Raw genomic sequence first — 19,519 nt, 5'->3', positions numbered from 1 at the left:
TCTACCGCCCACCTCGCGTGACGTTCTTTAATTCCGCCGCGCCCAAGGTCTTTTGAAGGGCATTATCGGGCTTGCGAGCGGTTCGTTTGGGATTTTTGCCCCTATGGCCGGAGCCGGAGAGATAGACCCCGCAAAGCCCGCTCCCGAGAGCCACACCGCGCTCGCCCGCAAATACCGCCCCAACACCTTCGCCGAGCTGATCGGCCAGGATGCGATGGTGCAGACCCTGAAGAACGCCTTCGCGCAGGGCCGCATCGCGCAAGCCTATATGCTCACTGGCGTGCGCGGCGTCGGCAAGACCACCACCGCGCGGCTCATCGCCCGCGGGCTGAATTACGTCGGCGCCGACGGCGAGGGCGGCCCGACCATCGATCTGGCGCAGGAGGGCGAGCATTGCCGGGCCATTCTGGAAGGCCGTCATCTCGACGTGATCGAGATGGACGCCGCCTCCCATACCGGCATCGACGATATCCGCGATCTCATCGACAGCGCCCACTACAAGCCCAACACGGCGCGCTACAAGGTCTACATCATCGACGAGGTGCACATGCTCTCCAAGGCGGCCTTCAACGGCCTGCTCAAGACCTTGGAGGAGCCGCCGGAGCACGTGAAGTTCATCTTCGCCACCACCGAGGTGCGCAAAGTCCCGGTGACCGTGCTGTCCCGCTGTCAGCGCTTCGATCTGAAACGCATCGATATCGAGCCGCTCACCGGCCATCTCGCCAAGGTGGCGGCAGCCGAGAACGCCAAGGCCGCCGAACCGGCTTTGGCCCTGATCGCAAAATCGGCGGAAGGCTCGGTGCGCGATGCGCTCTCTATTCTGGACCGGGCACTGGCCTTCGCCACCGGCGAGCTCACCGCCCAAGACGTCAGCGGGCTTTTGGGCCTCGCCGATCGCGGCCGCATCTTCGATTTGCTGGAGACCGTGCTGAAGGGCGAGACCGGGGCTGCGCTGGAGCAGCTTGCCGGCCTCAACCGCGACGGTGCCGAGCCGGCTCAGGTGATCGCCGATCTCGCCGAGGCGGTGCATGCCGTCACCCGCATCAAGGCGACCGGCGGCAAGATCGCCGACGGCGCCATGCCGGAGGCGGAGACCGAGCGCGCGGTGGCGCTGGCCAAGACGCTTTCCATTCCCGTTCTCGCTCGCGCCTGGCAGATGCTGCTGAAAGGTCATGAGGAGGTGCAGAACGCGCCCCGGCCTTTGGCTGCCGCCGATATGGTGCTGGTGCGCATCGCCTATACCGCCGACCTTCCCACCCCCGGCGATCTCGTCGGCCGGATTGAGAAGGGGGAGGGCGGCGCCGCGCCGAATAGCGGTAAGAGCGGATCGGGCGGCCAGCCTGCCGCGCCGCAGCGCGATCCGGCCCCTGTCGCCAGCTTGCGGGAGGAGGCGGAACGCCGCAAAGCCCCACCGCCGCAGGCCGAAGAGCCGCCGCCTTACCAGCCGCCGCAAGAGGCCGATCCCGGTCCCGCCCTGCCGCAGCCCAAAAGCTTCGAGGATGTGATCTCGCTCGCCGAGGAGAATCGCGACCTGATCTTGAAGCGCAAGCTGATGGAGGAGGTGCGCCTGGTGCGTTTCGCGCCGGGCAAGATCGTGATCAAGCCGACGCCGACGGCGCCCAAGGAGCTGGCCCAGGAGATCAAGCGCTGGCTTGAGATCTGGACCGGCTCGAGCTGGGCGGTGATCGTCGATATGGAGGCCGAAGGCGAGGCGACCCTCGGCGAGAAGCGCCGCGAGGCGCGTGCCGCCGAGATTGCCGAGATCAGCAGCCATCCGGCGATCAAGGAGGTGTTTGCCCACTTCCCGGATGCGAAAATTGAGGATATCCGGCCGCTCTCCGAAGAAACCGGCGAGCCGGAACCGGAAACCGATATGGATCAGCCATTCGCCGATGAACGGCGCAAAGAGGATGGAAGAAGCGGATGAAGAACTTGATGGGCATGATGAAGCAGGCCCAGGAGCTGCAAGGCCGCATGGCCGAGCTGCAGGCCGAGCTTGCCGATGCGACCGTGGACGGCGTCTCCGGCGGCGGCATGGTCACCGTCACCTTGAACGGCAAGGGCGAGATGACCGGCGTGAAGCTCGATCCCTCGCTGATGAAGCCCGACGAGGCCGAGATCGTCGAAGACCTCATCGTCGCCGCCCATAACGACGCCAAGGCCAAGGTCGAGGCGATGATGCAGGAGAAGATGAAGGGCCTCACCGGCGGCCTGTCGCTCCCGCCGGGAATGAATCCCTTCGGCGGCTAGCCTGCCGCCCGCGCCGCCGCGGCCCCCAGCGTGCCGCGATATGACGCAAAGATCGCGCGGCGAAAACCGCCTATAATCCCGACTTTCCGAAGTTGAGCCGGCCCCACCGCGAAAGCTCAAGGCCGGCCGAAAAATGCTCGGCAAACAAAAAACGTCGCCGCAGCAAACGGTCGAGCTTGCCATGAGGCTTTGCCACGAGGCTCGCCTTGCCCGCGGCATCCATAGGGATTGGGACGCTCAAGCAGTCGGCGCACTGAAGTTCCAACGCTAAGAAGAGTCCAAGGTTTTAAAATGAAGACTGGCACCAAACTCCCCAAGGTCACGTTCCGCACCCGCGTGCGTGACGAGTCCATCGAAGGACCGAACCCGTTCCGCTGGGAAGACAAGACCACCGATGATTATTTCGCCGGCAAGCGCGTCATCCTGTTTTCGCTGCCCGGCGCCTTCACCCCCACCTGCTCCACCTATCAGCTGCCCGGCTTCGAGAAAGCCTTCGACACGTTCAAGGAGCTCGGCGTCGACGACATCTACTGCCTGTCGGTCAACGACAGCTTCGTGATGAACAAATGGGCCCAGGCGCAGGAGCTGGAGAACGTCAAGGTGATTCCGGACGGCTCGGGCGAGTTCACCCGCCGCATGGGCATGCTGGTCGACAAGAGCAATCTCGGCTTCGGCATGCGCTCCTGGCGCTACGCCGCCATCGTCAATGACGGCGTGATCGAGGCGTGGTTCGAGGAGCCGGGTCTCGGCGACAACCACCCCGAGGACCCTTACGGCGTAAGCTCGCCGGAGACCCTGACCGAGTATCTCGAAAAGGCCGACGAGTCCGCCGCCGCGTAAGCGTTCGGCATCAACAAGGCTCGGCCCGCGTGCTAACGTGACCGGCATGGAGGCGAGGCGGTGATTCCCGCCTGGCCTCCGGCTTTTCTCGGCAAATCCTTTGTTGGCAAGCAAGCGATGGCGCGCGGCACTGCAAGTCCCGAAATCGAGCATCTGATTCAGCTTCTGGCGCGGCTGCCGGGGCTCGGCCCCCGCTCGGCCCGGCGTGCGGCGCTCAATCTGGTGCAGAAGAAAGAGCAGCTGTTAGAGCCGCTCGCCTCCGCCCTCAACGTCGCCAAGGACACCATCGTCACCTGCGAGGTTTGCGGCAATATCGACACCGCCAATCCCTGCAGCATCTGTACCGACGAGACCCGCGACCGCTCGCTGATCTGCGTGGTGGAGGAGGTCGGCGATCTGTGGGCGCTGGAGCGGGCCGGCGTGCTGCGCGGCCTCTACCATGTGCTCGGCGGCACCTTATCGCCGCTCGACGGCATCGGCCCCGAAGACCTCGCCATCGGCAGCCTGATCGAGCGCGCCAAGGATCCGCGCGTCACCGAAGTGCTGCTGGCGCTCAACGCCACGGTCGAGGGCCAATCCACCGCCCATTTCATCTCCGAGCAATTGCAAGGGGCCGGCGTCTCCATATCGCGCCTTGCCCATGGCGTTCCCGTCGGCGGCGAGCTCGACTATCTCGACGACGGCACCCTCGCCGCGGCCATCAAGGCCCGCAAGGCGGTTTAGGGGTTATTCCTCCTCCATCTCGTCCAGCAGGCCTTCGAAGCCGGCCTTCATCTCGTCGAAACAGGCGGGCGACAGTTGCAGCTTGCCCATCATCTCCAGCCAGACGCCGCGTTCGATCTCGCTACCGCTGAAGGCGCCGGCAACGAAGCTGGCGACGGTGGCGCCGATCATCGCCAAGATCCATTTCGCAGTCGTACTCATGGGCTTTCCTTGCCGATCTGTGCGCGCCGCTTGGTTGGTACCAAAGGCGTGGCTGTCTAGGGAACCCGCGGCGCTGGAGCCGGCGGCGCCTCCACCGGCGGTTTTTCCGTCCACGGCGCCACCTTGAACAAAAGCAGCATGCCGGGAATGGCGATGAAGGCGCAGAGGATGAAGAACTGCGTCCAGCCCACTGCATCGACGATAAAGCCCGTCGAGGCATTGGCCAAAGTGCGCGGCACGGCGATGAAGCTTGAGAACAGCGCGAACTGGGTGGCGGTGAAGGCCTTGCTGGTCTCCCGCGCCATGAAGGCGGTCAGCGCGATGGTGCCGAGCCCGACGCCGAGATATTCCCCGCTCACCACCACGAACAGCCCGGGGAGCGAATGCCCCGCCTGGCTCAGCCAGATATAGGGCACGATGGTGCCGAGCTGCACGAAGCCGAACAGCCACAGCGCCCGGTTGATGCTCACCTTCAGCATGATGATGCCGCCGAGCACCCCGCCGGCGATGCTGGCCCACAGCCCTGCCACCTTGGCCACCGAGCCGATCTCGGTCAGGCTGTAGCCCATATCGATATAGAACGGCGTCGCCAGCGCCGTGGCCATGTTGTCCCCCAGCTTGTAGAGGAACAGGAAGGCCAGGATGGCCAGCCCTGTCTTGAGCCCGCCGTCGCGGCTGAAGAACTCCACGAAGGGATCGACCACCGCCTCGCGCAATGTATGCGGCGCCAGCGCATCGTCGCTCACCTCCTTGATCAGCATGGTGGTGGCGATGCCGATCAGCATGAAGCCGCCAGTGACCCAGAACACCACCGACCAGGGCTGATGGTCGGCGAGGATCAGGGCCAGCGCTCCGGGCACCAGGCCGGAGAGCCGGTAGGCATTGACGAAAATCGAGGTGCCGGTCCCGAGCTCGTCATCGGCCAGGAGCTCGCGCCGATAGGCATCGATCACGATGTCCTGGCTGGCGCTGAACAGGGCGACGATGAAGACCACCGCGACGATGCTTTGCAGCGAGGTGGCCGGATTGAACCCGCCGAGCACGCCGATGGAGATGAGCAGAACGAGCTGCACCAGAAGCGCCCAGCCCCGCCGCCGGCCGAGAAACGGCAGCTTGTAGCGGTCCATCAGGGGCGACCACAGGAATTTCCAGGTATAGGGAAGCCCGACCAGGGCGAACAGGCCGATGGTGGCGAGGTCCACGTCGTTGCTGCGCAGCCATGCCGGCACCAGCGAAATCAGCACATAGAGCGGCAGGCCGGAGCTGAAGCCGAGGAAGACGCAGGCCAGCATCTTGCGGCTGAACAGAATCTCGGTCCAGCTGCGGCGGATATCCGCCAGGCTCGGCTGCTCGTCCGTTTCTCCGGTCCCCGTCATCATCCTCGCCCTTCGCGGTCCTTCGCCGCGGCGCCCGTCCGCAACGTTTCCCTGGCTGCCACGTTTGTCCCGCCACAGGCAAACTTAAAACAGGAGCCTTGCGTTATGGCGAAGCCCGAATGCCGCGTCGTCGGCATCGACCATCTGGTGATCCGCGTCAGTGATTACGAAAAATCCAAGCGCTTCTATGGCGCGCTGTTCGCCTTTCTCGGCTTCGAAGTGCTGGCGGAATATGGCGACATGATCGGCTGGACCAACGGCAAGACGCGGTTTTGGATCGGCCAGGCCGACGCGGAGGGCAAGAAGCACAAGCACCGCATTGGCGATGTCGGCTTCCACCACTACGCTTTCGAGCTGCGCAACCGCAACGATGTCGACGAATTGCAGGATTTCCTGAAAGCCCAGGGCGCGACCATCGTCGATCCGGCCGATGAGTATTACGACGATTATTACGCCGTGTTCTTTCTCGATCCCGACGGGCTCAAGCTGGAAGGCATGAAATGGGGCGAAAGGACCGGGGGCGAGGCTTGAGCAATTATGGCGCCTGGTCGCGTTTGCTCGTTGCCCCGCCCCGGATCTTCATCACGCCGGTTCCTTGCAGGACGGCGTAGACCAATGCCGTGGACCAGCTGATCAGCATCACGCCGTTCAGCGCCGTGATCGGTCCCAGAAGCCGCCACTCATCCACCGGCACGATGTCGCCATAGCCGAGCGTCGTGTAGTTGGAGAAGGCGAAATAGACCAGCGGCGTGTTGGGCGGCGCGGCGTCCACCCATTCATAGGTGAGCGCCCAGACCCGCACCTCCACGTAGTGGGCGATGACCAGAAGCACGCCGGTGGTGATGATCACGGCCGAACGCTGGATCAGGTCGGAAAACCCCCAGCCATAGAGCGTCCAGGATCTGTTGGCGATGCGCTCGGCGGTGTGCACGATGACGGCCAGCAGCACCGAATGGATCACCAGATTGACCGCGCTGGTGCCCCCGCCGACCATCAGCTCGTCCCAGGTCGCTTCCAGTCCCACCCCCGGTGTCAGCATCGCGCCTCTATTCCCCCGCCAGAAAGTCGGCCTGCGCGCGCGGCTTCGGCGTGTCCTCGCGCTGGATGCGCGGTCCTGCGGCGCGGGCAGGTTGTGAAATCTCCGAAGGGCTCTGATCGAACTCTAAGTTCTCGATCTTGCGCCCGCGCTTGGCGATCTTCTCCGACGAGGTGACGATCTGGTCGATATCCTTGTTGGCTTGCGCGAAATGGCTTTGCAGGTTCAAAACCCGGTCGCCCAGCCTGCCGATATCGGCGGCCAGCATCGCCACTTCCTTCTGGATCAGCCCTGCCTGCTCGCGCATCTGCACGTCCTTCAGGATCGCCTGCATGGTCTGCACCGCCAGCATCAGCATGTTCGGCGCGCAGATCACCACGCGGGACCGGTGCGCCTTCTGCACCAGATCGGAGAAATGCTCCGCCAGATCGGCATAGATGGATTCGGAGGGCACGAAAAGAATCGCCGTATCCTGGGTCTCGCCGGGGATGAAATAGCGCGCCGCGATATCGTCGATATGCTTGGCGACATCGGTCTTGATACGCCGCGCCGCCTCTTTGCGCTCGGCTTCGGAACGCGCCACCCGGAAGGCTTCGAAGCCTTCCAGCGGGAATTTCGCATCCACCACCACGCCGGCCTCGGTGTTGGGCATATGCAGCATGCAGTCGGGCCGGCGGCCGTTGGAGAGGGTCGGCTGGAAGCTGTAGGAGCCCTTGGGCAGCCCATCGGTGATGATGGTCTCCATGCGCATCTGGCCGAAGGCGCCGCGCGCCTGCTTGTTGGCCAGGATCTGCTGCAGGCTCACCATGTTGGAGGAGAGATCGGTCAGGTTCTTCTGCGCCGTGTCGATCACCGCCAGCCGCTCGTTCAGCTTGGCGATGCTCTCATGGGTCTTGCGGCTGGTCTCGGTGAGGTCGGCGCCGACCCGGTGGCTCATCCGGTCCAGCCGCTCGTTGACGGCGCGGGCAAGCTCGCCATGGCGGTTGACCGAGACCTCGGCCAGGGTCTGCAGCCGCACCTTCAGCTCCGTCATCTGCTCGTCCGAGCTGCGGGCCTCGGATTTTCGCCGCGACAGCATCACGATGAAGGTGATCAGCAGTGCGAGCAGGATCAAAACGCCGAGCCCTGCGATGCCCAGCAGCACCAGCATCGGATCGAGGGACAGCGTGCCGATTTGAATGGGTTCGGAAAACATCGGCGCACTGTATCCGATTCGGACGCTGCTCAAGACCAAAACGGGAACATTTGCACGGCACTCTCCCCAGCAATCGGTGCCGGACGTCACTCCCTCTCCTTCGTCACCCCCGGGCTTGACCCGGGGGTCCATGCCGTTACCCCTCGGCAACGAATGGTCCCTGCTAGCAAGCGCTGAACTTGCGTCACGGAAACGGCGTGGATGCCCGGCCTCTTCTATGCGCTATCGCGCTCGGCGCTACTTGAGCGCGGTCCGGGCATGACGATGGTGTTTGCAGCGGGAGCCTGGGCCACAGCCCTTCCAGTTGACCGCCGGGCCGCGCCGCCTTATCTCAGCCGCATATGAGCACGTTACCCATCATCACCATCCCCGATCCGGTGCTGCGCCAGGAGGCGGAGCAGGTCGAGCGTATCGACGACGATCTGAAGCGTCTGATCGACGACATGTTCGACACCATGTACGAGGCGCCCGGCATCGGCCTGGCCGCGCCGCAGATCGGCGTGCTGCGCCGGCTTGTCGTCATGGATCCGGCGCGGGACGACGACGAGCCCGAGCCGCTGGTGATGATCAACCCGACCATTCTGGAGCGCTCCGAGGCGATGCGCAGCCACGAGGAGGGCTGCCTCTCCATCCCCGAGCAGACCGCCGAGATCGAGCGCCCGGCGATCATCCGCGTCTCCTATCTCGACGCGGAAGGCAAGCCGCAAGAGGGCAGCTTCGAGGATCTCTGGTCCACCTTGGTGCAGCATGAGGTCGACCATCTGAACGGCGTGCTGTTCATCGATTATCTCTCGCGGCTGAAGCGCGACATGATCGTACGCAAGCTCACCAAGTCGAAAAAGGCCGAGGTGCTTTAGAGGCCGCGCTTGGATAGCTTAAAGCCGATATCCGACGACGCCACGCTCGTTCCGGGAAGCGCCCTGGCGCTGTTCACCGATCTTTACGAGCTCACCATGCTCCAGGCCTATTTCGACGAGGCCCTGGAGCATGAGGCGGTGTTCAGCCTGTTCGTCCGGCGCCTGCCGAAGACGCGCAACTATCTGCTGGCTTGCGGCCAGGAGACGGTGCTGGACTATTTGGAAAGCCTCGCCTTCAGTGATAGCGATCTCGCTTATCTCGAAACGCTCGGTCTGTTCTCCGAGCCCTTCCTCCGCCATCTCGCCGATTTCCGCTTCCGCGGCGATGTTTATGCGATAGCCGAAGGAACGCCGGTCTTCGCCAATGAGCCGATCCTGGAGATCGTCGCCCCGCTGCCGCAGGCCCAGCTCATCGAGACCCTGGTGATGAACCAGATCAATCTGGCCACAACGCTGGCCTCCAAGGCGGTGCGCGTGGTCGATGCGGCGGACGGGCGGGCGGTCGTCGATTTCGCGCCCCGCCGCATGCAGGGGATCGACGCGGCGCTGAAAGCGGTGCCCGCCTTTCATGTCGCCGGCGTCGCCGGCACCTCCAACGTCCTGGCCGGCAAGCTCTACGGCGTGCCCCTCTCCGGCACCATGGCCCATAGCTATATCCAGGCCCATGACGACGAGATGGAGGCCTTCCGCGCCTTCACCAAGATCTTTCCCGAGACCATTCTCCTCGTCGATACCTACGACACCCTGGCCGGCGTCGATAAGGTCATCGCGTTGGCACGCGAGCTGGGCGAAGACTTCGGTGTTCGCGCCATAAGACTGGATTCCGGCGATCTGGCGGAGCTTGCCAAACAGGCGCGCCGTCGCCTCGATGCGGCAGGGCTCGGCCAAGTGGAAATCTTCGCCAGCGGCGGGCTGGACGAATATGCCATCGCCGAACTGGTTGCCGCCGGTGCGCCGATCGACGGGTTCGGCGTTGGCACTGCCATGGGGCTGTCGAGCGATGCGCCCGGTCTCGACCTGGTCTATAAGCTGACATCCTATGCCGGCGAGGGGCGCATCAAGCTCGCCACCGGAAAGCCGGTTCTGCCCGGGCGCAAGCAGGTCTTCCGCATCGAGGAGGGCGGCATCGCCCGCCGCGATATCATTGCCCGCGAAGGCGAAACCCTCGGCGGCCAGCCGCTGCTCGAGCCGGTCATGCGCGGCGGCAAGCGCCTTAACCCCGCTCTGAGCCTCGATCGAAGGCGCGACTATGCCGCCATCGAATGCGCCAAGCTGCCGCCGGCCTTGCGCGGACTGGAGCCGGCCGATCCGCCCTATACGGTCGAGATCAGCCCCGCGCTGCAGGCCTATCAGGACGAGATCCGCAACGAGATCGAGGAAGAGAACGCGGCCTAGCGCTTAGCGCACCGCTTATCGGAAACTCGTGCTAAACACCCCGCCATGATGCGTATCGTCTTTATGGGCACGCCGGATTTCTCCGTGCCCACCCTCAAAGCCATTCTCGATGCCGGCCACGATGTGGTGGCGGTCTATAGCCAGCCGCCCCGCGCCGCCGGCCGCGGCATGGATCTGCGCAAGACCCCTGTGCACGCCTTCGCCGAGAGCCAAGGCCTCACCGTGCTCACCCCCGAAAGCCTGAAATCGGAAGAAGAGCAGGCGCGATTCAAGGCGTTTCACGCCGATCTCGCCGTGGTCGTCGCCTATGGGCTGATCCTGCCGAAGCCGATCCTGGAAGCCCCACGCCTCGGCTGCTTCAACCTGCATGCCTCGCTGCTGCCGCGCTGGCGCGGCGCCGCCCCGATCCAGCGCGCGATCATGGCCGGCGATGCCGAGAGCGGCAATTCCATCATGCGCATGGATGAAGGGCTGGATACCGGTGATGTCTGTCTGCAATCCCACATCCCGATTCCGCTCGCGATGAGCGTCGGCGAATTGCACGATGCACTGGCCGAAGATGGCGCGCGGCTCATGGTCGAGGCGCTGTCCCGCGCCGAAGCCGGAACGCTGGACTGCGTTTCCCAAAGCGCCGAAGGCGTCACCTATGCGGCGAAAATCAAGCCGGAGGACGGGCGTATCGATTGGTCGAAACCGGCGGCAGAGATCCACAACCAGATCCGCGGCCTCGCACCCCGCCCCGGCGCCTGGTTCGAGCTGGAGCGCGACGGCAAGCGCGAGCGGGTGAAGGTGCTGCGCGCCGAGCTTGGCAAGGGCCAGGGTACGCCTGGCACGCTGCTCGACGACACGCTAACGGTTGCCTGCGGGGAAGGGGCGCTGCGTCTGCTTCAGGTTCAGCGCGCCGGCAAGAAGGCGATGCAGGCGGAGGATTTCCTGCGCGGCATGCCGCTTGCCGCCGGCAGCCGTCTCAATTGAGCTCAGCTCAGATCGTCCGGCCCGATCTCCACCGTATCGGCATGGCCGAAGCCCTTGCTGTAATCGATCACCGAGATCACCTTGGGCACCAGGCGGACGAGATGCACTTGGCTCGGATCGGGAACGGGAAAATCGATCACCCCGGGATATTTCTGGGCCATCAGCGCCGCCGCATTCTCCATGCTGCTCTCGTCCACAAAGGCATGCGCCGCCATGGAGAGGCCTTCGATGGAATGCATATCGGTGACGTCGTGATCGATGGTCACCGAAACCCGGTTGTCATGGGCGAGATTGGCGGCCTTTTGGCTGCCGCGGTCGCAGACGAAATACAGCGTCAGCCCGCTATTGCCGAAACCCACCGTGGTGTTTTGCGGCCAGCCATCGGGCCTTATGGTGGCGACGCTCATGATGCGGTTGTCGCCGAGAATGGAGAGTGCTTTCTGCTTCAGAGAATTTTCCATAACCCTATCCGCCTTTGGGGTTCGAGATTTGGATTTGAGCCGAGCTTGCCGAGACCCGCGCCCAAGCCGAGATCTTGACCCAAGCATTGAGCAGGACGCCGCCGCGATCAACTATGCCCCGCTATAAGCTGACAATCGAATATGACGGCACGCCCTATTGCGGCTGGCAGGCGCAGGAGACTGTGCCTTCCGTGCAAGGGCGTCTCGCCGAAGCTGTAACGGCTTTCTCCGGCGAAGAGTTCATCCCACGCGGCGCGGGCCGCACCGATGCCGGCGTGCATGCCTTGGCTCAGGTGGCGCATTTGGACCTGTCGCGCGATTGGGGGGCGCAGAAAGTGCGCGATGCGCTGAATGCCCATCTCCGCCCCGATCCGATCGCCGTGGTGGCGTGCGAGCAGGTCGATGAAGAATTCGACGCACGGTTTTCGGCCAAGGCGCGGCATTATCTCTATCGCATTATCAACCGCCGCAGCCCGCTGACCCTGGAGAAGCACCGCGCCTGGCTGGTGCATCGTCCGCTGGATGCCGACGCCATGGCCGAGGCCGCGAAGCACCTCGTCGGGCGCCATGATTTTTCCACCTTCCGGGCCGCCGAATGCCAGGCAAATTCGCCGGAGAAGACGCTGGACGTTCTGACCGTCCAGCGGAGCGGCGAGCTGATCGAGATCCGGGCCAGCGCCCGGTCCTTCCTGCATACCCAAGTCCGCTCTATGGTCGGGTCGCTCAAACTGGTTGGCGAGGGAACATGGCAGCCACAAGATCTGAAGGCGGCGCTGGAAAGCGCCGACCGCGCCCAATGCGGCGGGCTGGCGCCCCCTTGCGGCCTCTATCTCACCCGGGTCGACTATTGAACGGCATGTTTTGCGCGAGGCGCCCGCGATGATCCGCAATATCGCGACCGTCGGCGGCTTCACCCTGCTTTCGCGCATCACCGGATTCTTCCGCGATGTGGTGCTCGCCGCCGTGCTCGGCGCCGGGCCGGTGGCCGATGCCTTCTTCGTCGCCTTCCGCCTGCCCAACCATTTTCGCGCCATTCTCGCCGAGGGGGCGTTCAATGCCGCCTTCGTGCCGGCCTATGCCCGGGAGCTGGAACAGGCAGGGCCGAAGCGCGCGCGGCTGTTTGCCGACCGGGTCGCCGCGGCACTGCTCGCCGTCAATCTCGTCATCCTCGCGATTGCGCTGCTCTATACGCCGGCGCTGGTCGGCCTGCTGGCGCACGGTCTGAAAGAAGACCCGGAGCGCTTCCAGCTCGCCGTGACGCTGACCCGCATCACCTTCCCGGCGCTGCTTCTGGTCTCGCTGCAAACCCTGATCTCCGGCGAGCTCAACGCCAATAACCGGTTCGCCGCCGCGGCCGGCGCGCCGATCCTGCTCAATCTTTCGATGATTGCGGCGCTGGCGCTCTCCGCCTGGTTCCCCACCGCAGGCCATGCCGCGGCCTGGGGCGTCCTGGTGGCCGGAATCGCCCAGCTGCTTCTCGTCGGGATCGATGCGGAGCGCCACGGTTTCGGCCTGCGCCTCCGTCTTCCCGTTCTAGACCAGCCGACCCGCCGCTTCCTCAAGGCGCTCGGCCCGGCCATCGTCGGGGCGGGCGGGGTGCAGCTCGCCCTCTTCGCCGATACGCTGATCGCCTCCTTCCTCCCCGCGGGTGCGCTTTCGGCGCTCTACTATGCCGACCGCATCAACCAGCTTCCCATCGGCGTGGTCGGCATCGCCATCGGCATCGTGCTGCTGCCGGAGATGTCCAAGCGCATCGCGGCCGGAGACGACGAAGGGGCGGCTTCGGCCCAGTCCCGCGGCATCCAGCTGGCGCTGCTGCTCACCTTGCCGGTGCTCGCCGCCGCCCTCACCATCCCCGATCTGATGATGCGGGCGCTGTTCGGCCGCGGCGCTTTCACCGCCGAAGATGCCGCCGCGGCCGGCATCACCTTGAGCGCCTATGCCATCGGGCTGATCCCCTTCGTCTTGATGCGCAGCTTCACCGCGCCGTTCTTCGCCCGCGGCGATACCGCAACCCCGGTGATGGCCGCGCTCAGCGCCGCCGCCATCAATATCGGGCTGAAATTCGTGCTCATGGGACCGCTCGCCCAAGTCGGCCTGGCGCTCGCCACCGCCATCGGCGCCTGGATCAATCTCGGCCTGCTCTCCTGGTTTGCCCGCCGCCGAGGCTTTGCCCCGCCCGGCTGGGCCCTGTTCACGCCCGTTAGCAAGCTGCTCCTCGCAGGGCTGGTGCTCGCCGCCGCCATCTATGGCGCGAGCCTGGTTCTGCCCGGGCTGCTCGCCGGTCTTCCCGCCTTCCGCGATGAGACGGAGCTGGTGCTGCTGATCGGCATCGGCGGCATCGTCTATGGCGCTGCGGTGCTTCTGCTGCTCGGCCGCCCCTGGTTGCGTAGCCTGATGCGCGGCAGCACCGCGCCCCTCACCGCCACGGAACTTTCCGAGGAAGAGGAGGAGAGCAGCATCTCCGGCGTGCCGACCGGCGAGGGAACGGAAGGCAAGGGGTAGGGCGGAAATCTCCGGAGACGGAGATTTCGCGTTTCGCCCGCCAAGCTCTCAATCGTCATGCCCGGACTCGATCCGGGCATCCACGCCGTTACCGCGCAGCAGATGCGGAAGTCTTCCACGACGAAGGTGGTGGGACGCGAGCACGGACTGACCCCTCCCCCTAAAAGGGGGAGGTTGGGAGGGGGTCGGCTTATGTTGGCTTAGGGTCGTCGTTTGACCCCCACCCGGCTTGGGGGAAGCCCCAAGCCGACCTCCCCCTTTTAGGGGGAGGTGTAACTGCCGGACGCCTCAGCCCCCGACCTTGCCCATGGCGAGGTCGACCGGCTCGATCTCGGATGCCGCGAGCTTCCGCCCCAGAAAGATCTCGCCGACCCGGGCGAAGCGCTCCGGAGAATCTGTCGCCAGGATCCGCGTCTTGCCGCGGGGACCGTCGCTCTCTAAGCCAAGCCGCGCCAGCTCGCCGGCCACAGCCTCCGCCGTGGTCTTGGCCGAATCGACGATTTGGACCGAAGGCCCGGCCACCGCGGCAATGGTCGCCGCCAGCGCAGGAAAATGCGTGCAACCCAAGACCAGCGTATCGGGCGCATCGTCCCGCGCAAAGAGCGGCGCCAGATAGCGCTGCGCCGCCGCCTCCGCCGCCCCGCCGGAAATCCAGCCCTCCTCGGCCAGCGCCACGAAGACTTGGCAGGGCTGCTGCAACACGCGGATATCGCCGTTCAGCGCGGTGATGGCCTTGGCATAGGCGTTGCCCTTCACCGTGCTCTCCGTCGCCAGCACGGCGATATGCTTGTTGTGGGTCGCCGCGACGCCGGCCGCCGCACCAGGCTCGATCACCCCGAGCACCGGGACCGGCGCGAGTGCCTTCGACAGCGGCTCGATGGCGACAGCCGAGGCGGTGTTGCAGGCGATCACCACCATCTTCACCCCCTCGTCGATCAGCAGCTTGGTGGCTTGCAGGGCATAGGCCTGGATCGTCGCCGGGCTCTTGGTGCCGTACGGCAGCCGCGCCGTATCGCCGAGATAGATGAAGCGCTCGTTCGGCAGCCGCTCGGCCATGGCGCGCAGCACCGTCAGCCCGCCCATGCCGGAATCGAAAACGCCGATCGGCCGCTGATCGCTCATGCCAAAATCCTTCAGGATCGCCGCCCCGCCAAAGCGATTCACGCCTTGGCGAAGACCTGGAAATAGAGGTCGAGGAAGCGCCGGTAGATCACCGCAAGCTGCTCCAGATCGGCGATGCTCGCCCGCTCGTCGACCTTGTGGATGGTCTCGGTGGTAAGCCCGAACTCCACCACGGGGCAATAGTCCTTGATGAAGCGGGCATCCGAGGTGCCGCCCTCGGTGGAAAGCTGCGGCGTCTCGCCGGTGATATCGCTCACCGCCTGGCTGAGAAGCGTGGAAAGCTCGCCTTGCGCGGTGACGAAAGCCGGATGGGCCGGCGGGAACTCGAACGCCGCTTCCAGCCCGGTGTCCTTCAGAACCGCGAGCGCTTGCTCGCGCAGCAGGGTTTGCAGGCTGTCCGCCGTGTGATTGTCGTTGAAGCGGATATTGAACGAGGCGGTCGCCTTGGCCGGGATCACATTGGTCGCCGGGTTGCCGACATCGATGCTGGTCACCTCGAGGTTCGAGGGCGTGAAATGATCGTTCCCCTGATCCAGCGGGCTCTCATAGAACTTCGCCAGCACCGCGATCAGACCTTTGACCGGGTTCCGGGCCAGCGCCGGATAGGCGACATGGCCCTGAATGCCCTTCACCGTCAGCGTGCCGTTGAGGCTGCCGCGCCGGCCGATCTTGATGGTCTCGCCGAGCTTGGTGGAGTTGGTTGGCTCGCCGACAAGCGCGTGGCTCGGCGTATGGCCGTGTTCGGCCATCCAAGAGAGCACCTTCACCGTGCCGTTGACGGCCGGTCCTTCCTCGTCACCGGTGATCAGGAAGCTGATCGAGCCGGGCAGGGCATCGCCCTTGGCGGCGATGAAATCCAGCGCCGCGGCGGCAAAGGCCGCAATCGCCCCCTTCATGTCGGATGAGCCGCGCCCATAGAGAAAGCCGTCGGCGATATCGGCGGAGAAGGGCGCATGGCTCCAATCGGCCTCGTCTCCTGGCGGCACAACATCCGTGTGTCCGGCAAAGCAAAGATGCGGGCCCTGATGCCCGGCGCGGGCGAACAGATTGTCGATCGCGGGCGTGTCCTGATCTTCGAACATCAGCCGCTCGAAGGAGAAGCCCGCCCCGCCCAGCGCCTGCTCCAGCGCGGTCAGCGCGCCGGCATCCTCCGGCGTGATGCTCTTGCAGCGGATCAGCGTCTGGGCGATCTCGATCGTCTTCTCGCCAAGCCCGCCTTTATGTCCACTCATAAGGCCAGACCTTTCTCCGCTCCTCAGCCCGCGTCGTCTTCCGGGCGCGCAAGCGGGTCGGGACCGAATTGATTGGGCCCCGCCGTGCCTTTGAGAATGCCGAGCTCCAGCAGCATCCAAAGCACGATGCCGAGCCAGAGGGCGTGCACGGCCATGCCGAAATTCGCGATTCCCTCCGCCGGAACGCCCTGGTTGGCGGAGAGGGCGAACACACTGACGATGCTGACCACATAGAGCGGCGCCATCCACCAGGCCGAGCGGTTCCGATCGTGAAACCGCTTCACGCAGATGGAGATCAGCCCCACCAGGAAGGCAACGACGATCACCATCATCATGCCAGAGGCGAGGCGGCCCATCAGCTCGTTGCCGGCCAGCGTTCCCGCCATCCACTGCACGATGAAGCTCGCCGCATAGGCGGCTGCCATCAGACCGATCAGCGCCAGCAGAAAGGTTTTCCGCGAGATGCGGCCCTTCGAGGCGAGATAGAGAAACTTCAAATCCATCGCGAAAAGTGCCTTTCCGCTGCGCACTTGGCTAGGCGCGCAGGAGATCGTTGATCGAGGTCTTGGCGCGGGTTTTTTCGTCCACCGTTTTTACGATCACCGCGCAGTAGAGCGAGGGGCCGGGCGAGCCGTCGGGCAGCGGCTTGCCGGGCAGCGTGCCCGAAACCACCACCGAATAGGGCGGCACGCGGCCATAGAAGATCTCGCCGGTCTCCCGGTTCACGATCTTGGTCGACTGGCCGAGATAGACGCCCATGGAAAGCACCGAGCCCTCGCCGACGATCACGCCTTCGGCCACCTCGGCGCGCGCGCCGATGAAGCAGTGATCCTCGATGATCACCGGGTTCGCCTGCAAAGGCTCCAGCACGCCGCCGATGCCGGCGCCGCCGGAAAGATGTACGTCCTTGCCGATCTGGGCGCAGGAGCCGACCGTCGCCCAGGTATCCACCATGGTGCCGCTATCGACATAGGCGCCGAGATTGACGAAGGAGGGCATCAGAACGACGCCCGGCGCGATATAGGCCGAATAGCGCGCAAAGGCGCCCGGCACGGCGCGGAAGCCCGCCGCCTTGAAATCCTTGCTCTTCCAATCGGCAAACTTGCTGGGCACCTTGTCCCACCAGGCGCCGTCATCCGGCCCGCCGCTCACCTTCTTGGAATCTTCCAGCCGGAAGGAGAGCAGGATCGCCTTCTTGGCCCATTCGTTGACGACCCAGTCGCCGTCCTTCTTTTCCGCGACGCGCAGCTCGCCCTTATCCATCATGGCGAGCGTGGTCTCCACCGCATCGCGCACTTCGCCCTTGGTGTCGGGTCCGATATCGGCGGCCTTCTCGAAGGCGGCCTCGATGACCGGTTTCAGTTCCGCTGTGCTCATAATTGCTTACGCCTACAGTTTGGTGTCTTCGGTAACGGTGAGAGAGCCCGCCGCCAGCGCTGCGGGCGAAATCTCGCTCAAAAATTGATCCAGCGCATCGGTCCAGTGATGGATGAACGGCGGCAGCGCATCCCACCCGGCGATGGCCTGATGCTCGGGGTGATCCGTCGCCCCGCACGCCACCAGCACCGTGGTCATACCCAGCTGATGCGCCGGCTTCAAATTATGCGGCAGGTCGTCGAACATCGCCGCCCGCTCCGGCGCCACGCCATGGGCGCGCAAGAACCGGTCATAGGTCTCCGGCTGCGGCTTGGGGATGTAATCGGCGGAGCGGATATCGAACATATCGTCGAACAGATCGGTCAGCCCCAGCCGGGTCAGCACCCGCTCGGCATGCTCGCGCGAGCCGTTGGTGAAGACGTATTTCTCCCCTGGCAGCGCCTTCACCGCCGCGGCCAGCTCCGGCGCGCGCGGCACCGCGGAGAGGTCGATATCGTGCACATAGTCGAGGAACAGCTGCGGCGGCACGTCGTGCAGCTTCATCAGCCCCGCCAGCGTGGTGCCGTAAGTGTAGTAGTAATGCTTGCGCAGCGTGTGGGCTTCCTCGTGGGAAAGCCCCAGATGCTCTGAGATGAACGCACCCATGCGGGTGTCGATCTGGCTGAACAGATTGCAGTCGGCCGGATACAGCGTGTTGTCGAGATCGAACACCCAGGCTTTGGTGGTCTCGAAGCCGGATCCGGCAGCAGGCCCGGCCATCAGCTGCGCGCTCCCGGCCGCTCGATCAGCGTGCCCGCACCATGCCGGGTGAACAGCTCCAGCAGCACCGCATGCGGCACCTTGCCGTTGATGATCACCACCGCCTCGACGCCCTGGCTCACCACCGCCATGCAGCTTTCGATCTTGGGGATCATGCCGCCCGAAATGGTGCCGTCCTCGATCAGCTCTTCCACCTCCTTGGTGGTCAGCGACTTCAGCAGCTTGCCGTCCTTGTCCAGCACGCCTTCCACGTCGGTCAGCAGCAACAGCCGCTTGGCCCGCAGCGCTGCGGCCAGCGAGGCGGCAAACGTGTCGGCATTGATGTTCAGCGTCTCGCCCTCGGGGCCGAAGGCGATCGGCGCCACCACCGGGATCAGATCGGAACGGATGATCACATCGACGATATGCGGATCGACCGCCACCGGTTCGCCGACGAAGCCCAGATCCACCACCTTCTCGATATTCGATTCCGGATCGCGGGCGCTGCGCGTCAGCTTCTGCGCGCGCATCAGATTACCGTCCTTGCCGGAGATGCCGGCCGCGCGGCCGCCCGCGGCATTGATGCCGGCGACGATTTCCTTATTCACCGAGCCGGCCAGCACCATCTCCACCACATCGACCGTCTGCCGGTCGGTGACGCGAAGCCCGTCCTTGAACTCGGAGCGGATGTTGAGCCGGTCCAGCAGCTTGCCGATCTGCGGTCCGCCGCCATGCACGATCACCGGGTTCACCCCGGCCTGCTTCAAAAGCACCACGTCGCGGGCGAATTGCTTGGCAAGCTCCGGATCGCCCATGGCGTGGCCGCCATATTTGATCACCACCGTCGCCTTGTCGTAGCGCTGCATGAAGGGCAGCGCCTCGGACAGCAGCTTGGCCTGATCGTGCACCGGGTCGCTCGCCTTGCGCGGCGCCTCCGGATCGTCCTTCAGGCCGGGCAGCTCCGGCTTGGCCGGATGCGGGGCTTCCGCCTTCGGCGCGGCGTGATGCGGCTTGCCGGACGGGCCTTCCGGGTCGTCCTGCAGCTCCGGCAGATGGGATTTCCCTTCGCCATGCGGCGCTTCGGGGTCGTCCTGCACGCCCGGCAGATGCGAGGGGCCGTCTCCCGGCTTGCCGTCGTGGGGATGACCGGTCGGGCCTTCCGGATCGTTCTGAAGATCGGGCAGGCGCGACTCCCCCGTCGAGGCGGGCGCCTCCGGGTCGTTCTGCAGATCGGGC

Annotated in this window: 21 protein-coding genes; 10 read left to right on the top strand and 11 right to left on the bottom strand. The window is 65.0% G+C overall.

What is annotated here, in order from left to right; all coding sequences use genetic code 11:
* Positions 1-103: 103 nt before the first annotated feature.
* The 4 genes from HT051_RS14665 (at position 104) to recR (ending at position 3,813) form a co-directional block, all read left to right on the top strand.
* A complete protein-coding gene (locus HT051_RS14665; RefSeq protein ID WP_174542718.1) occupies positions 104-1,927 on the top strand; it encodes a DNA polymerase III subunit gamma/tau in 1,824 nt (607 codons plus the stop codon).
* Positions 1,924-2,250, top strand: a complete 327-nt coding sequence (locus HT051_RS14660) for a YbaB/EbfC family nucleoid-associated protein (protein WP_174542717.1) — start codon at positions 1,924-1,926, stop codon at positions 2,248-2,250. The genes HT051_RS14665 and HT051_RS14660 overlap by 4 nt, the downstream gene beginning before the upstream one ends.
* 291 nt (positions 2,251-2,541) lie before the next feature.
* Positions 2,542-3,090 carry a peroxiredoxin gene (locus HT051_RS14655; RefSeq protein WP_174542716.1) on the top strand — a complete coding sequence of 183 codons (549 nt, stop codon included), beginning with the start codon at positions 2,542-2,544 and terminating at the stop codon, positions 3,088-3,090.
* Positions 3,091-3,207: 117 nt separating this feature from the next.
* Entirely contained in the window at positions 3,208-3,813 is a 606-nt protein-coding gene (recR, locus tag HT051_RS14650) for a recombination mediator RecR (RefSeq protein WP_174542715.1), read from the top strand.
* 3 nt (positions 3,814-3,816) lie between these two features.
* Here the strand turns inward: recR and HT051_RS14645 are convergent, their stop codons facing one another.
* Together HT051_RS14645 and HT051_RS14640 are read right to left on the bottom strand one after the other, a co-directional pair.
* Positions 3,817-4,014, bottom strand: coding sequence for a hypothetical protein (locus HT051_RS14645; protein ID WP_174542714.1), 198 nt, complete (start codon positions 4,012-4,014; stop codon positions 3,817-3,819).
* A 56-nt stretch (positions 4,015-4,070) separates the two neighbouring features.
* Positions 4,071-5,393 carry an AmpG family muropeptide MFS transporter gene (locus tag HT051_RS14640; protein WP_208454340.1) on the bottom strand — a complete coding sequence of 441 codons (1,323 nt, stop codon included), beginning with the start codon at positions 5,391-5,393 and terminating at the stop codon, positions 4,071-4,073.
* Positions 5,394-5,495: 102 nt separating this feature from the next.
* Between HT051_RS14640 and HT051_RS14635 the strand changes: the two genes are divergently transcribed.
* On the top strand, positions 5,496-5,921 hold the full coding sequence (locus HT051_RS14635; RefSeq protein WP_174542713.1) for a VOC family protein: 426 nt from the start codon (positions 5,496-5,498) through the stop codon (positions 5,919-5,921).
* 4 nt (positions 5,922-5,925) lie between these two features.
* Here the strand turns inward: HT051_RS14635 and HT051_RS14630 are convergent, their stop codons facing one another.
* Together HT051_RS14630 and HT051_RS14625 are read right to left on the bottom strand one after the other, a co-directional pair.
* The gene (locus HT051_RS14630; protein ID WP_174542712.1) at positions 5,926-6,429 is read right to left on the bottom strand and encodes a potassium channel family protein; all 504 of its coding nucleotides are present in this window, start codon (positions 6,427-6,429) and stop codon (positions 5,926-5,928) included.
* Positions 6,430-6,436: 7 nt separating this feature from the next.
* Complete coding sequence (locus HT051_RS14625; RefSeq protein WP_174542711.1) at positions 6,437-7,621, bottom strand: DNA recombination protein RmuC; 1,185 nt, start codon at positions 7,619-7,621, stop codon at positions 6,437-6,439.
* Between the two features lie 341 nt (positions 7,622-7,962).
* Between HT051_RS14625 and def the strand changes: the two genes are divergently transcribed.
* Genes def through fmt form a run of 3 tightly spaced genes read left to right on the top strand, consistent with a single transcriptional unit; the run spans position 7,963 to position 10,848 of the window.
* Positions 7,963-8,478, top strand: coding sequence for a peptide deformylase (def, locus tag HT051_RS14620; protein WP_174542710.1), 516 nt, complete (start codon positions 7,963-7,965; stop codon positions 8,476-8,478).
* A gap of 9 nt (positions 8,479-8,487) precedes the next feature.
* The gene (locus HT051_RS14615) at positions 8,488-9,873 is read left to right on the top strand and encodes a nicotinate phosphoribosyltransferase (protein WP_246810112.1); all 1,386 of its coding nucleotides are present in this window, start codon (positions 8,488-8,490) and stop codon (positions 9,871-9,873) included.
* 45 nt (positions 9,874-9,918) lie between these two features.
* On the top strand, positions 9,919-10,848 hold the full coding sequence (gene fmt, locus HT051_RS14610) for a methionyl-tRNA formyltransferase (protein WP_174542709.1): 930 nt from the start codon (positions 9,919-9,921) through the stop codon (positions 10,846-10,848).
* 2 nt (positions 10,849-10,850) lie between these two features.
* On the opposite strand, the gene HT051_RS14605 is transcribed toward fmt, so the two are convergent.
* Positions 10,851-11,309 carry a pyridoxamine 5'-phosphate oxidase family protein gene (locus HT051_RS14605; protein WP_174542708.1) on the bottom strand — a complete coding sequence of 153 codons (459 nt, stop codon included), beginning with the start codon at positions 11,307-11,309 and terminating at the stop codon, positions 10,851-10,853.
* A 113-nt stretch (positions 11,310-11,422) separates the two neighbouring features.
* On the opposite strand from HT051_RS14605, the gene truA reads away from it, so the two are divergent.
* Positions 11,423-12,160 (top strand): tRNA pseudouridine(38-40) synthase TruA, encoded by a 738-nt coding sequence (truA, locus tag HT051_RS14600; protein WP_174542707.1) that lies wholly within the window; start codon positions 11,423-11,425, stop codon positions 12,158-12,160.
* Positions 12,161-12,188: 28 nt separating this feature from the next.
* Entirely contained in the window at positions 12,189-13,814 is a 1,626-nt protein-coding gene (gene murJ, locus HT051_RS14595; protein WP_174542706.1) for a murein biosynthesis integral membrane protein MurJ, read from the top strand.
* Positions 13,815-14,102: 288 nt separating this feature from the next.
* Here murJ and murI read toward each other — a convergent pair whose 3' ends face one another.
* The 6 genes from murI to argB are packed head-to-tail and all read right to left on the bottom strand — an operon-like array spanning position 14,103 to position 19,149.
* On the bottom strand, positions 14,103-14,936 hold the full coding sequence (gene murI, locus HT051_RS14590; RefSeq protein WP_174542705.1) for a glutamate racemase: 834 nt from the start codon (positions 14,934-14,936) through the stop codon (positions 14,103-14,105).
* Between the two features lie 38 nt (positions 14,937-14,974).
* Positions 14,975-16,168, bottom strand: a complete 1,194-nt coding sequence (gene dapE, locus HT051_RS14585) for a succinyl-diaminopimelate desuccinylase (RefSeq protein WP_174542704.1) — start codon at positions 16,166-16,168, stop codon at positions 14,975-14,977.
* A gap of 23 nt (positions 16,169-16,191) precedes the next feature.
* A complete protein-coding gene (locus tag HT051_RS14580) occupies positions 16,192-16,671 on the bottom strand; it encodes a DUF805 domain-containing protein (protein ID WP_174542703.1) in 480 nt (159 codons plus the stop codon).
* A gap of 31 nt (positions 16,672-16,702) precedes the next feature.
* Positions 16,703-17,545 (bottom strand): 2,3,4,5-tetrahydropyridine-2,6-dicarboxylate N-succinyltransferase, encoded by an 843-nt coding sequence (dapD, locus tag HT051_RS14575; protein ID WP_174542702.1) that lies wholly within the window; start codon positions 17,543-17,545, stop codon positions 16,703-16,705.
* Between the two features lie 12 nt (positions 17,546-17,557).
* Positions 17,558-18,304, bottom strand: coding sequence for a pyrimidine 5'-nucleotidase (locus HT051_RS14570; RefSeq protein ID WP_174542701.1), 747 nt, complete (start codon positions 18,302-18,304; stop codon positions 17,558-17,560).
* On the bottom strand, positions 18,304-19,149 hold the full coding sequence (gene argB, locus HT051_RS14565; protein ID WP_174543048.1) for an acetylglutamate kinase: 846 nt from the start codon (positions 19,147-19,149) through the stop codon (positions 18,304-18,306). The genes HT051_RS14570 and argB overlap by 1 nt, the downstream gene beginning before the upstream one ends.
* Positions 19,150-19,519 lie beyond the last annotated feature (370 nt).

The sequence above is a fragment of the Methyloligella sp. GL2 genome, from assembly GCF_013341275.1.
In the GTDB taxonomy this organism is placed as follows: Bacteria; Pseudomonadota; Alphaproteobacteria; order Rhizobiales; family Methyloligellaceae; genus Methyloligella.
This window is presented reverse-complemented; position numbering and strand designations above follow the sequence as displayed.